Annotated in this window: 11 protein-coding genes and 1 pseudogene; 4 read left to right on the top strand and 8 right to left on the bottom strand. The window is 69.9% G+C overall.

Translation table 11 applies throughout. The annotated features are described in order from the left end of the window. Nucleotides 1–61 precede the first annotated feature (61 nt). The 6 genes from dop to BLU81_RS01010 form a co-directional block, all read right to left on the bottom strand. A complete protein-coding gene (dop, locus tag BLU81_RS01035) occupies nt 62–1,579 on the bottom strand; it encodes a depupylase/deamidase Dop (protein WP_092540745.1) in 1,518 nt (505 codons plus the stop codon). Between the two features lie 47 nt (nt 1,580–1,626). Beyond that, nucleotides 1,627–2,862, bottom strand: a complete 1,236-nt coding sequence (locus BLU81_RS01030; RefSeq protein WP_157751073.1) for an acyltransferase family protein — start codon at nt 2,860–2,862, stop codon at nt 1,627–1,629. Between the two features lie 98 nt (nt 2,863–2,960). Beyond that, nucleotides 2,961–4,742: a proteasome ATPase gene (gene arc / locus BLU81_RS01025; RefSeq protein WP_092540741.1), complete on the bottom strand. Its 1,782-nt coding sequence runs from the start codon at nt 4,740–4,742 to the stop codon at nt 2,961–2,963. Nucleotides 4,743–5,080: 338 nt separating this feature from the next. Next, a complete protein-coding gene (locus BLU81_RS01020) occupies nt 5,081–5,671 on the bottom strand; it encodes a hypothetical protein (protein WP_092540739.1) in 591 nt (196 codons plus the stop codon). A 63-nt stretch (nt 5,672–5,734) separates the two neighbouring features. Further along, on the bottom strand, nt 5,735–6,706 hold the full coding sequence (locus BLU81_RS01015; RefSeq protein WP_092540737.1) for a tRNA (adenine-N1)-methyltransferase: 972 nt from the start codon (nt 6,704–6,706) through the stop codon (nt 5,735–5,737). Nucleotides 6,707–6,727: 21 nt separating this feature from the next. After that, on the bottom strand, nt 6,728–7,861 hold the full coding sequence (locus BLU81_RS01010) for a site-2 protease family protein (RefSeq protein ID WP_092556406.1): 1,134 nt from the start codon (nt 7,859–7,861) through the stop codon (nt 6,728–6,730). 386 nt (nt 7,862–8,247) lie between these two features. Between BLU81_RS01010 and BLU81_RS51905 the strand changes: the two are divergent. The 4 genes and pseudogenes from BLU81_RS51905 to BLU81_RS00995 form a co-directional block, all read left to right on the top strand. Continuing rightward, nucleotides 8,248–8,490, top strand: a pseudogene (locus BLU81_RS51905) (RecB family exonuclease); the annotation flags it as partial. A gap of 183 nt (nt 8,491–8,673) precedes the next feature. Continuing rightward, the gene (locus BLU81_RS51900) at nt 8,674–9,459 is read left to right on the top strand and encodes a RecB family exonuclease (protein WP_373873261.1); all 786 of its coding nucleotides are present in this window, start codon (nt 8,674–8,676) and stop codon (nt 9,457–9,459) included. A gap of 217 nt (nt 9,460–9,676) precedes the next feature. Next, the gene (locus BLU81_RS01000; RefSeq protein WP_092540735.1) at nt 9,677–10,486 is read left to right on the top strand and encodes a LuxR C-terminal-related transcriptional regulator; all 810 of its coding nucleotides are present in this window, start codon (nt 9,677–9,679) and stop codon (nt 10,484–10,486) included. Nucleotides 10,487–10,574: 88 nt separating this feature from the next. Continuing rightward, nucleotides 10,575–11,210, top strand: coding sequence for an HAD family hydrolase (locus tag BLU81_RS00995; RefSeq protein WP_197686092.1), 636 nt, complete (start codon nt 10,575–10,577; stop codon nt 11,208–11,210). A gap of 32 nt (nt 11,211–11,242) precedes the next feature. On the opposite strand, the gene BLU81_RS00990 is transcribed toward BLU81_RS00995, so the two are convergent. Both BLU81_RS00990 and BLU81_RS00985 read right to left on the bottom strand, forming a co-directional pair. Next, nucleotides 11,243–11,896 carry an HAD family hydrolase gene (locus BLU81_RS00990; RefSeq protein WP_269460975.1) on the bottom strand — a complete coding sequence of 218 codons (654 nt, stop codon included), beginning with the start codon at nt 11,894–11,896 and terminating at the stop codon, nt 11,243–11,245. Nucleotides 11,897–11,950: 54 nt separating this feature from the next. Beyond that, on the bottom strand, nt 11,951–12,664 hold the full coding sequence (locus BLU81_RS00985) for a neutral zinc metallopeptidase (RefSeq protein WP_092540733.1): 714 nt from the start codon (nt 12,662–12,664) through the stop codon (nt 11,951–11,953). Nucleotides 12,665–12,724 lie beyond the last annotated feature (60 nt).

Raw genomic sequence — 12,724 nt, 5'->3', positions numbered from 1 at the left:
CGGGTTGGGAAAAACCTACCTCGCACCTATGACGAAACGGCCCGCCGGAACGGGTGTTTTATTACCGGCTCGTGATCACCTCGAGCAGGTCCTTGGCGCTCTCACACTTGTCGAACAGCGCCCCGACATGCTTCCTGGTACCTCGCTCCGGCTCCATCATGGGCACCCGGACCAGCGACTCCCGGCCCACGTCGAAGATCACCGAATCCCAGCTGGCGGCGACCACCTCGGACGCGTACTGCGCGAGGCAACGGCCCCGGAAGTAGGCCCGGGTGTCCTCCGGCGGGTCGTACATCGCGGCCTGGGTCTGCTCCGGGTCGAGCAGCGTCTTCATCGAGCCGCGGGCGACCAGCCGGTGGTAGAGGCCCTTGTCCGGGCGCACGTCGGAGTACTGCAGGTCGACGAGCTGGAGTTTCGGTGAGGACCAGCCGAGGTTCTCCCGGTCCCGGTAGCCTTCCAGCAGTCGCAACTTGGCGACCCAGTCGAGACTGTCGGAGAGCATCATCGGGTCGCGCCCCAGCTTGTCGAGGACGTCCTCCCAACGGTCCAGCACGTCGGCGGTCTGCTCGTCGATGTCGGCGCCGTACCGGTCGTCGGCGAACTGGCGGGCCCGCTCGAAGTACGCCCACTGCAGGTCGAGCGCGGTCAGCCGGCGGCCGTCACGCAGCCGCATCAGGTGTTTGAGCGACGGGTCGTGGCTGACGTTCTTCAGCTCGCTGACCGGGTCGGCGATGCCCAGCTCGCCGGTGAACACCTTCTCCTCGATCATGTTGAGGATCATGGCGGTGGTGCCCACCTTGAGGTAGGTGGAGATCTCCGACAGGTTGGCGTCGCCGATGATCACGTGCAGCCGGCGGTACTTGTCGGCGTCGGCGTGCGGCTCGTCGCGGGTGTTGATGATCGGCCGCTTGAGCGTGGTCTCCAGCCCGACCTCGACCTCGAAGAAGTCGGCCCGGGACGAGATCTGGAAACCGGCGCCGCTGCCGTCCTGCCCGATGCCGACCCGGCCGGCTCCGCAGAAGATCTGCCGGGTGACGAAGAACGGGGTCAGGTGAGCGACGATGTCGGCGAACGGGGTCTGCCGCCGCATCTGATAGTTCTCATGGGCACCGTACGACGCGCCCTTGTTGTCGGTGTTGTTCTTGTAAAGCTGAATGCGGTGGGTGCCCGGAATCGTGGCGGCCCGGCGCGACGCCTCGGCCATCACCCGCTCGCCGGCCTTGTCCCACTTGACGATGTCGAGCGGGTTGGTGACCTCGGGGGTGCTGAACTCGGGGTGGGCGTGGTCGACGTACAGCCGGGCGCCGTTGGTCAGTATCACGTTGGCCAGACCGAGGTCTTCGTCGGCGAGGGCTTCGGCGGGGTCGTAGGCGGCTCCGGAGTAGGTGAACCCGCGGGCGTCGCGCAGTGGCGACTCCTCCTCGTAGTCCCAGCGGGCACGGCCGTTGCGGTTGAGCTCGGGGCGGGCGCCGTAGGCGTTGACCACCTGGGAGGACGTGACCATCGGATTGGCACCGGGCTGACCGGGGACCGAAATGCCGTACTCGACCTCAGTACCCATAATCCTGCGAACGCTCATGCGACCACCCTGTCCGCCACGAAGCTGCGCCTGCTCATGTATCGAGCCTAGACGCTCTCGTAGCGCTTTCCGAAGCTGCCCGTGCACGCGCCCGTACCTTCCGTGGCGACTTTTCTCACCGGGACGCGCCGGGCCAGGGCTTGTGCGGGCCGTTCCACCCATCGGTGACACGCCCACGCTGCGGTGAGAGAGCCGGTCACGAAGGCGGCGGCGACGAGCAGCGGTTGCCCCGTGACCTGCCGGACCAGGACCAGGACCGGGATGTGAAGCAGATAGAGCGAATAGCTGACGGTGCCGAGCCAGGTGAGGGCCACCGGGATCCGCCGAGCGCGCAGGGCCAGGCCGAGTGTGCAGGTGCCGGCGACGGCCGCCCCGACGACGGGTCCGATCGTGACGGCGGTTCCGCCGAGGACGATCAGCAGGACGACGAGGGCGGCGGGCCGGCCGATCCGCCGGTGCTGGGCGCGGTGGATCACGGTGCCGGCGAACATCACCGCGAGCATCTGGGTGGCCTGGGCCGACGACGCGCTGGTCACCTGTTCGGTGGCATGGCCGTTGACCAGCGGCAGGGCGAGAAGGGCGAGGCTGGCGGCCCCGGCGGTCAGAACGACGACCTTCGAGCCGATTGTGTACGCACCGAGCGCGGTCACCATCAGCGCGGTCACCACGATCGCGCTGATCCGGCGTTCGGCGGCGGTGGCACCCAGCAGGTCGCCGGGCAGGTCCAGGATGGCCACGGCGGTCAGCCCGGTGGCCCACCACGCCACCGCCGGGCGGCGCCGTGGTGTCCCCGGTGCGGTGGGGCGCCGCAGGTGCCGTCCCCAGACGAAGATCCCGGCCACCACCAGGTAGAAGATCATCTCGTAGGTGAGTGTCCAGAAGGGCCGGAGCGCGCCCTGGGTGCCGAGCAGGTCCTGGAGCATGGTCAGGTGCCCGAGAACGCTGGTGGTGGTCTCCTCGGCGAGCTGGCCGGGCAGGCGCAGCACTCCGGCGGCACCGAGGGCCAGACTGACGGCGATCGCGAGCAGGTAGGCGGGGTAGATCCGCAGCAGCCGCCCGGCCCAGAACCGGCGCAGGTCGCCGTGCCGTTCCAGGGACATCGGGATGACGTAACCGCTGACCAGGAAGAAGAGCAGGACGCCGTACTTGCCGAGGTCGATGACGTGGAAGATCCGCAGGTGCAGTTCGGAGCCGAGGACCACCGGGCTGAGGTGGAAGAGCGCGACGACGGCTGCGGCCCAGCCGCGGAGGGCGTCGAGCCAAGCGAGGCGGGTTGCTGTCACACGGGTTGAACGAGGCCGGGTCCGGCGGGGACCCGGCCTGCCTCGGGACGACAACGGGCGCGGGAGATGATCTCCCGCGCCCGTGTGCCGTGATGTCGTTACAGGTACTGACCGGTGTTGTTCGCGGTCTCGATGGACCGGCCGGCCTCGGCACCCTTACCGCCGGAGACGAGCGTACGGATGTAGACGATCCGTTCACCCTTCTTACCGGAGATGCGGGCCCAGTCGTCGGGGTTGGTGGTGTTCGGCAGGTCCTCGTTCTCCCGGAACTCGTCGACGCAGCTGTCGAGCAGGTGCTGCAGCCGGAGGCCCTTCTTGCCGGAGGTGAGGAACTCCTTGATCGCCATCTTCTTGCCGCGGTCGACGATGTTCTGGATCATCGCGCCGGAGTTGAAGTCCTTGAAGTACAGGACCTCCTTGTCACCGTTGGCGTAGGTGACCTCCAGGAAGCGGTTCTCCTCCGTCTCGGTGTACATCCGCAGCACGACCGCCTCGATCATCGCGGCGACCGTAGCGGCCCGGTTTTCGTCGTGCTCGGTCAGATCGTCCGAGCTCAACGGCAGTTCCGAGAGGATGTACTTGGCGAAGATGTCCTTCGCCGCCTCGGCGTCCGGGCGCTCGATCTTGATCTTCACGTCGAGACGGCCGGGGCGCAGGATGGCCGGGTCGATCATGTCTTCCCGGTTGGAGGCGCCGATGACGATCACGTTCTCCAGGCCCTCGACACCGTCGATCTCGCTCAGGAGCTGCGGGACGATGGTGTTCTCGACGTCGCTGGAGACGCCTGACCCACGGGTCCGGAAGATCGAGTCCATCTCGTCGAAGAACACGATGACCGGGGTGCCCTCGCTGGCCTTCTCACGGGCCCGCTGGAAGACCAGGCGGATGTGCCGCTCGGTCTCGCCCACGTACTTGTTCAGCAGCTCCGGGCCCTTGATGTTGAGGAAGTAGCTGGTGTGCTTCTCCTCGCCACGCCGCTCGGCGATCTTCTTGGCCAGCGAGTTGGCCACCGCCTTGGCGATCAGGGTCTTACCGCAGCCGGGCGGGCCGTAGAGCAGGATCCCCTTCGGCGGGCGCAGCTGGTGCTCCCGGAACAGGTCGGCGTGCAGGAAGGGCAGCTCCACCGCGTCGCGGATCTGCTCGATCTGGGAGTGCAGACCACCGATGTCGGTGTAGTCGACGTCGGGGACCTCCTCGAGGACGAGTTCCTCGACCTCGCTCTTCGGGATCCGCTCGTAGGCGTACGCCGAACGGGGTTCGATCATCAGCGAGTCGCCGGCGCGCAGCTTGCTGACGTCGAGCGAGTCGGCGAGGAAGACGATGCGCTCCTCGTCGGAGTGCGACGTCACCAGTGCCCGGTCGCGAGGGCCGCCGGACGGGTTGTCCAGGACCTCCTTGAGCGAGACGACCTCGCCGGTGCGCTCGAACCCGAACGCGTCGACGACGTTGAGCGCGTCGTTCAGCAGGACCTCCTGGCCCCGCTGGAGCTCGTCGGCCGCGAGAGACGGCGAGACCGCCACCCGCAGCTTGCGGCCGCCGGTGAACACGTCCACCGTGCCGTCCTCGTGGGCTGCCAGGAAAACGCCGTAACCGCTGGGCGGCTGGGCGAGCCGGTCAATCTCTTCTTTGAGAGTGACGATCTGGGCGCGGGCTTCCTTGAGGGTCGCCACGAGCCGCTCGTTGTTCTCGGTCACTCGGGATAGCTGCGCCTGCGTTGCCGCGAGCCGTTCCTCAAGCTGCCGGACGTGTCGGGGGCTCTCGGTCAACTTCCGCCGGACCAGAGCGAGTTCCTCTTGCAGAAACGCGACCTGACTCGAGAGATCGTTGACTTCCTTCTCCGCTCGCGCGGCGCGGGAGTCCGCTTCGTCGCTACGTGCCACGTCCCACCTCCCCGGGGGGCTCGAACGTCTTGGGATAACACTAACCGTTGCGAAGCGGTTTTCGACCCATGCAACACCCTCGTCACCGACTCTTGATCGATTGGTGCGACCACCGATGAGCCGGTCGGACAGAGTTCGGGCCCTGGCGGTCCTGGCGGGTTGTGCGAGGCGGGCGTCAGCACTGACACTGGTGAGCTGCGCAAACGCATCGACGGCGACCACTGCGCCGGTTCTTTCGGAGAGCTGGAGCCGGGCCGAACGGCCACCGGCCGGCCCGCCTATGCGAAAGACCACACGGGCGAGTCGGCCGGAAGTACTCGGAGTGAATCGGAGTGAGCTCAGAGGGTGGGACGGCCCACCAGAGACGCCACCACCCGGGAGAACTCCTCCAGACGGGCGATCTGTCCCGGACCGCCGTCGTCGAGGGTCTTGCCGAACCGCAGCGCGTCGTGCCGCAGCGGCGCCCGGCCCTCCTCCTCGCCCACACCGGGCGGCGGCACCGCGTCGTCGACCGAACTGAGCAGCAGGTAGACGTCGATGCTGTCGACCCGGGCCTGCCCGTTCGGGGTGCGGGTGAGCCGCCGCCGGCAGCCCACCTCGGTCACCGTGGACAACGGCACCACCCGCAACGACGAGGTCATCGCACCGACCGGACCGTCACCGGGCGCCACGTCCTCGCCATGCCAGAGCACCAGGCGGCTGCCGTCACAGACGACGACCTCCTGCCACACCCCGTTCACCTCGTTGACGAACCGCTCCAGGGTGAAACACAGCACCGAGGCCCCGCGCAACACCCCGAACAGCGCCTCCAGAGCAACCTCCGGATCACGCAGGTAGGCACGGGCCGCCGAGTCCAGATCCGGATAGGGCGACCAGTCCGGGAAGACCGCCGGCATCTCGTTGCTGCCGCCGAACGGCGGAGAACTCATCGCGCCACTCCTGTCTCCGATCGCTGACCCTCGAGGGAACCTACCGGAACCCAGAGGCGAGCGTCACTCCCCGGGGGCGTCGCTCTGCGGCGCGGCGATGTCGATCTGCGGCGCTTCGCTCTGCTGCGCGGCGAGTGCGGCCCGGGTCGCCTTCTTGGCGGCATACGCCTCGGCGCCCTTGCTCGGTTTGCGGCGCCGCGGCGGCGCGGTGACCCCCGGAGCCAGCTTGCGGGCCGACACCAGGAAGGCGGTGTGCGCGATCATCCGGTGGTCCGGGCGGACCGCGAGACCATCGGCGTGCCAGTCCCGGACCAGCGACTCCCAGGCCCGCGGCTCGGTCCAGCCGCCGCGCTCGCGCAGCGCCTCCACCAGTTCCGACAGCTGCGGCGTGGTCGCCACGTAGCCGATGAACACCCCGCCCGGGATGATCGACTTCTCGACCATGTCGAGGGTCTCCCACGGAGTCAGCATGTCCAGGATGATCCGGTCGAAACCGGTGATGTCGTTGCCGGCCACGTCACCGTCGTGCAGGTGCCAGGCCGGGTGCGGGCCACCGAAGAACGCCTCCACGTTCTTGCGGGCGACCGCCGCGAAGTCCTCCCGCAGCTCGTAACTGTGCACCTCGCCGGAGCTGCCGACGGCCCGCAGCAGCGAACACGTCAGCGCACCCGACCCGGCGCCCGCCTCCAGAACCTTCGCACCGGGGAAGACGTCACCCATGGCGACGATCTGCGCCGCGTCCTTCGGGTAGATCACCTGCGCGCCGCGCGGCATCGACAGCACGTAGTCGCTGAGCAGGGGACGCAGCGCCAGGTACGCGGTGCCGCTGGCCGCGGTGATCACGCTGCCGTCGGGCAGGCCGATCAGCTCGTCGTGCGACAGGGCGCCGCGGTGCGTGTGGAACGCCTTACCGGGCTCCAGCACGATCGTGTGCATCCGGCCCTTCGGGTCGGTGAGCTGAACGCGGTCGCCCGTCCGGAACGGCCCGCGGTGCGCGGGAACGTCGTCGACGACGGGGGCTGGGGTTGTGGTCACTGATCTTCTCTCAGGAGGCTGCTAATTCCGGCTCGCGCGCCGGGGTTCCAGCACGGCGGCCACGTCGGCGACCCGCAGGACGCCCACGACATCCTCGCCTGCGGTCACCAGGTACTGCACACCCGGGTGCGCCTGCAGCGCCCGGACCACCTGCTCACCGGTCAGCCCGAGAGGCAGCACGGTCAGCGCGTCACGGGACCGGGCCACGCTCTCCACACTCACCCAGGGACGCCGGCCGACCGGCACCCGCTCGGCGGCGACCGGATCGACCAGTGCCGTGAGGCTACCCGCCGCGTCGGCGACCGCCAGCACCACGTCCGGCCGCGGATCCTGCGCCCGGCGCCGCTGCGCCTCCCCCAACGGCGTGCCGGCCGGCACCGTCAACAGCGGCCGGGCCAGCGCGCCGAGATCGATCAGTGGGAAACGCCCGGTCATCCGGCCCAGCCGGATCGACTGCCCCGCGCCCTGCCACAGGGTCAGCACCACCAGCAGCACGAAGATCAGCCCCAACATGGTGACGACACCCAGCTGCTGCAGGAGCAGCACCACCGCCGCGGTGACCACCGCCAGCCCCCGGCCCGCCCAGCCGGCCACCACGGTAGCCCGGTTCCGGTCCCGCAGCACCGCCCACAACAGCGCCCGCAACGCCCGGCCACCGTCCAGCGGCAGCCCCGGCAACACGTTGAAGAACGCCACCAGCACGTTGCTCAACGCCAACTGGAACGCCACCTCCCGAGTCAGCGCCCGCTCCGGCAGCACCAGCATCACCGCCGTGGCCGCCCCGCCCAGCAGCAGCGAGACCGCTGGCCCCGCCAGCGACACCAGCGCGTCCACCCGCGGCGTCGGCGCGTCCCGGTCCATCTCCGTCCACCCGCTCAGCAACTCCAGAGTGATCCGGCGCACCCCGATGCCGAACCGGCGGGCGATCAGCGCGTGCCCCAGCTCGTGCAACAACACCGAACCGATCAGACACACCACAAAACCCGATCCCAGCAGGTACGCCCACGGCTGCGCCAGGCCCAGCTCCTCCCGGGCGTAGTCGCCGTACACGATCGTGACCAGCACCGCGAGCAGCAGCATCGACGCGCTCGCATACACCGGAATGCCCGCGACCCGCCCCACCGGCCGCCCCCGCCCCGGTGGCAGCGGCGTCATCGCCCGGCTGTCGTCCACACGTTCGATGCTACGGACCACCGGGCGCGGGACCCACCCCGCGTTTTTCGTCATACCCCTGGCCTAGCCTCTTTCCCATGACGGCGCTCTCCCCCACGGCGGCTCAGCCGGTGTCTCCGCCCCCGCAGCCCGCCGACCCGGCGGCCACCGCCCCCGTTCCGGGCCCGGCCGCCACTGCCGCACCCGAGACCCCCTCCGCCCCAGCCCAGCCCACCCCCGCGCCTTCCACCTCGGCCCAGCTCACCCCCGCGCCTTCCGGCTCAGCCCAGGCGCTCCCCCCGGTCCCCGGCTCAGGCCAGGCCGTCACCGGCGCCGCGACCGCTCCCGCCGGACGTGGGCCGCGGCCCGAGGCACCGTCCGGCCCGTCGCTGTCGCCGTCCCGGGCCGCCGACTTCAAGACCTGCCCGTTGCTGTTCCGTTTCCGCAGCATCGACAAGCTGCCCGAAATCCCGTCAGCCGACCAGGTCCGCGGCACGCTGGTCCATGCCGTCCTGGAGCGGCTCTTCGACCTGCCCGCCGCCGACCGCACCCCGGAGGCAGCCGTCGCCCTGGTCACCCCCTCCTGGGAGCGCCTGCTCGTCGAGGAGCCCGGCCTGTCCGGCCTGTTCGCCACCGAGCCAACACCCCGGGGCCGCCCGGCCCCGTCCCCCCGCGCCCGCACCACCGACGGCACTTCCCCGGCCACCGGCCCAGCCGTCACCGGCCCGCCCCCGGCCGACACCTCACCTCTCAGCGTCTCCGCCGCTGACGTATCGCCCTCCGGCCTGCCCATCGCCGACGCTTCGTCTCCCAGCATGTCGCCGTCCCGGACCGCTTCTGCCGACACCTCGCCCTCCAGCGTCCCGCTTTCCGGCACCGGCGCGGACAACGCCCCCGCTGGCGGTGAGCTGGTCCGCGATCCGGCGGCCGACGCCGCGGAGGCCGACGCGACCGGCCAGGCCACGCTGATCGACATTCCCGACGGTGAGGCCGAGGCAGCCCGGATCGCCGCGTTCCTGACGAGCGCCCGTGACCTGCTGGGCGGCTATTTCGCGGTGGAGGACCCGCGCCGCCTGGAGCCCGCCGAGCGGGAGACCCTGATCTCCACGATGATCGGCGACGGCGAACTGCTGCTGCGCGGCTACATCGACCGCCTCGACATCTCCCCCGCCGGAGACCTCCGGGTGGTCGACTACAAGACCGGAGGCGCCCCTCGAGAGGCGTTCGAGGGCCGGGCCTTGTTCCAGCTGAAGTTCTACGCCCTCGTCCTGTGGCGCACCCGCGGCGTGGTCCCCCGCGCCCTGCGACTGCTCTACCTGAAGGACGCCGAGGCCCTCGACTACAGCCCCGACCAGGGCGAGCTGGAGCGTTTCGAGCGCACCCTGCTGGCCCTCTCCCAGGCCATCGAACGAGCGAAGCAGAACGAGGACTTCCGCCCGAAGCCGAGCCGCCTGTGCGGCTGGTGCAGCCACCAGTCCCGGTGCCCCGAGTTCGGCGGCACCCCACCCCCCTACCCCCAGACGATCACCATCGCCCCGTTCACCCCCGATACCGAACCAGCCCGTCCCGGCACCCTCCTCCGGGACGACCCCCTTGGCTGACCCCACCCGGCCACCGACTGTCCGCTCCCTCGGTGGGGGCGTCCTGTCCGCCGCCCTTGCTACGTACCGGAAGACCGTCCCGTATGGGTAAAGATATGGGAATATGCGGCATTATGAGCACTCCGGCGGTCACTCACCGCGTCCGACGGAATCCTGGTGCCGCAGTGTCGGCGGTTCATGGACCATCGCCAACTGATCGCTTCTCAGGCAGCACCCGATGACAGGGCCGCTGCGGGTTCTGATCGCGGATGCCACGCCCCTGCAACGGGCCGGCCTGCGGGCGGTACTCACCGAGGGTCACCGGTCACCGGCTCACCCCCGCGGTGTCCGGACAGCCGATCGCCGGGCGTTCCCACTCCCCGACGAAACCGGCGATCAGGTGAACAACCAGCAGAATGCCACCACCGGGGAAGCGGACAGCCCGGTCGGCGGACGGCGGGAGATCGTCGTCGCCGGGGAGGCCGGTGATGGCGTGGAGGCGGTCGATCTGGCCCGGCGGTTGCTGCCGGACGTACTGATCACCGATGTGGCCCTGCCCCGGATGGACGGTCTGGCCGTCACCAGGGCGATCGCCGAGGCTCGGCTCGCGGTTCGGGTGCTGGTCCTGAGCAGCGCCGACACCGATGACGAGGTGGTCGCCGCGGTGTCGGCCGGTGCCGCCGGTTACCTCTGCAGGGATTCCCCACCGGACGAACTGGTGGCAGCCGTTCACGCCGTCGCCTCCGGTGGCGCGGTCATCGCCCCGCAGGTGCTCGCCCGGGTGCTGGACCGGCTGGCCACCGCGCTTTCCGCAGTGCCGGACACGAACGCTCTGTCTCGTCTGGCCCCGCTCACCGGCCGTGAACGCGAGGTTCTGGTCCACGTCGCACGAGGCCGCAGCAACAGTGAGATAGCCGAAGCCCTGGGTGTCAGCGAGACCACGGTGAAGACGCATGTCGGCCACGTCCTCACCAAACTACGTCTCCGGGATCGCACCCAGGCCGTGATCCTGGCCTACGAGACCGGCCTGGTCCGCCCGCAACACTGACCACCGACCGGGCGAAAGCCGGAACCGCCCGCCCCTTCATCAAGGCCCGGGATCCCCTCGGCCAGGCTCGACCCGCCAGACTGGGCTTGTGGGACTGCTGCTGATGGATCTGGACAACACGCTGATCGACCGGGATGCGGCCTTCGGTGACGCCGTGGCCGGGTTCCTGGATGAGCGCGGTCTGCCCGCCGGGGATCTGCCTTGGGTGATGGCGGCCGACGGCGGGGGCTTCACCTCGCGGGCTGCGGTCGCTGCCGCGATGAACGCCCGTTTCCCGCATGTCTCGTCGACCGCGATCCGGGGGCTCCTGGACACCGGTGCCGCGAATCGGGTGGTCCTCGCCCCGCAGGTCGCCGACGAGCTGCGGCGATTGACCGGCTGGACCACGGTCATCGTCACGAATGGTCGCACCGCCCAGCAGCGGGCGAAGATCGTCAACACCGGGCTGGACCGGCTCGTGGACGGTTGGGTGATCTCCGAACAGGCCGGCCACCGCAAGCCCGAACCGGAGATCTTCCGCGCTGCCGCGGCAACGGTCGGAGCTTCTCTGGACGGCGCCTGGATGATCGGTGACAGCGCCCACGCCGACATCGCCGGCGCTGCGGGTCTGGGGCTGACCAGTATCTGGGTCGCCAACGGCCGCCGATGGACCGAGTCCGGCTACCAGCCCGCACACGTCGCCGAGGACATCGTCACCGCGCTGCGCCTCGTCCCCACTTCCTGACGCGAGCCCGTCCAGGCCGTGACCGGTCGGGGTCAGACGGTCAGCAGGGTGGCCAGGAAGACCGGGTCGACGCCGGTCAGGGTCGTGCGCAGGTGTACGCCGTCGACGGGGGCCAGCTCCAGTTCGGCCGGTACCGCCAGCACCCGGGCGCCCGCCGCTACTGCGCTGGCCACGCCGCTGGGTGAGTCCTCGACGGCTACACAGGCGGTGATGGGGACGCCGAGCAGGGCTGCGGCCGTCACGTACGGCTCGGGGTCGGGTTTGGGTCTCTGAACCTCGTCGCCGCACACCACGACGTCGAAGTTCGCCGGGCCGAGGGTCTTCAGCGCCACTTCGACGAGGCTGCGCCCCGTGGAGGTGACCAGGGCCGTCGGGATCCCTGCCGCCCGTACGGCCGCAAGAAGCTCCATCGCCCCTGGTCGCCAGACCAGCCCCTCGGCGAACAGTGCGCGGACCCGCTCGGTCAGCCATCGCACGTCCGGCTCCTCGGGCCGGTCCGGCAGGCCGAGATCGTCACGGAAGAGCTGCATGCTGGTGCCCATGCTGGTGCCCACCATGGCGAGGCGGGCACGGTCGGAGAGGACGCCACCGGCGTGGACGGCGAGTTCGGCCAGAGCCAGGCCCCAGACGCGCTCGCTGTCGACCAGTGTCCCGTCCATGTCGAAGAGGACCGCGGCAGGTTTCACCGGCCCATTCTGGGCGGCGACCGGGCCGCACGCCGACCGTTTGTGACGGTGCCCTCAGAGACCGCAGGCGTCCAGGGACCGTTCGTAGCCGTCGGCGAACGACTGGAACCGCTGTTCGGGCGTGCCGTGCGAGCCGGGCGCGAACCACGGCTGGCCCGGGTCGTCGCCGACCGCCGCGAGCCCGTCGGCCAGTTCCTTCGTATCGCCGTCCTGCATGGTGAGGACCTGCTGACGGGCCATGTCGCCGATGAACGCCCCGGCCATGCAGTCGGCCATCAGTTCCTGTTCGATGGTGAACTGTTTGCGTATGCCGAGGCGGGCCTGGACGCCGTGCGCGTACTCATGGCCGAGCAGGTAGTAGACGAAGGCGTCACCGATCTGCTGGAAGGCGGCGAAGGCCCAGTTCACGTCGTACGCGATGAAGTCCCCGGCGGAGCAGTAGACCGCGTTGTTGCGGGGCAGCGGCTGACCGCCGCAGTCCACTTCACCATCCTGCTCGTACGGGATGACCTCCCGGATCGCCTGGAACGAACCGCCGAGGCGCTGCTCCCAGTACTGCTCGGCGATGATCTGGGATCCCCGCATGTCCTTCGCGAACTCCTCCGGGGTGTCGGTGCCGTCGGGGTCGACGCTGCCGGTGATCGTGACGGTCGGGTCGGCGGCCCGGTCGGGCGGGGTGCTCTGCCGGCCGGGCGCCGTGGGGGCGCAACCGGCCAGCAGCACGAGAACGGTGAGAAGGGCAAGGATCGGTGCCGGTCGAACGAGCATGCGGTCCTCCAGGGCGGGGCTTCCACGTTAGACCGAAGCCGCGACCGGGGCTCTGCGCTG

The sequence above is a fragment of the Actinoplanes derwentensis genome, from assembly GCF_900104725.1.
Lineage (GTDB): Bacteria > Actinomycetota > Actinomycetes > Mycobacteriales > Micromonosporaceae > Actinoplanes > Actinoplanes derwentensis.
The sequence above is the reverse complement of the archived record's forward strand: the minus strand, read 5'-3'. Positions and strand labels throughout refer to the sequence as shown.

Bases quoted from the DNA above. Each gene is read 5' to 3' on its own strand.
- dop (WP_092540745.1), bottom strand. From the start codon at position 1,579: ATGAGCGTTCGCAGGATTATGGGTACTGAGGTCGAGTACGGCATTTCG.
- BLU81_RS01020 (WP_092540739.1), bottom strand. From the start codon at position 5,671: ATGAGTTCTCCGCCGTTCGGCGGCAGCAACGAGATGCCGGCGGTCTTC.
- BLU81_RS01010 (WP_092556406.1), bottom strand. From the start codon at position 7,861: ATGACGCCGCTGCCACCGGGGCGGGGGCGGCCGGTGGGGCGGGTCGCG.
- BLU81_RS51900 (WP_373873261.1), top strand. From the start codon at position 8,674: ATGTCGCCGTCCCGGACCGCTTCTGCCGACACCTCGCCCTCCAGCGTC.
- BLU81_RS01000 (WP_092540735.1), top strand. From the start codon at position 9,677: ATGACAGGGCCGCTGCGGGTTCTGATCGCGGATGCCACGCCCCTGCAA.
- BLU81_RS00985 (WP_092540733.1), bottom strand. From the start codon at position 12,664: ATGCTCGTTCGACCGGCACCGATCCTTGCCCTTCTCACCGTTCTCGTG.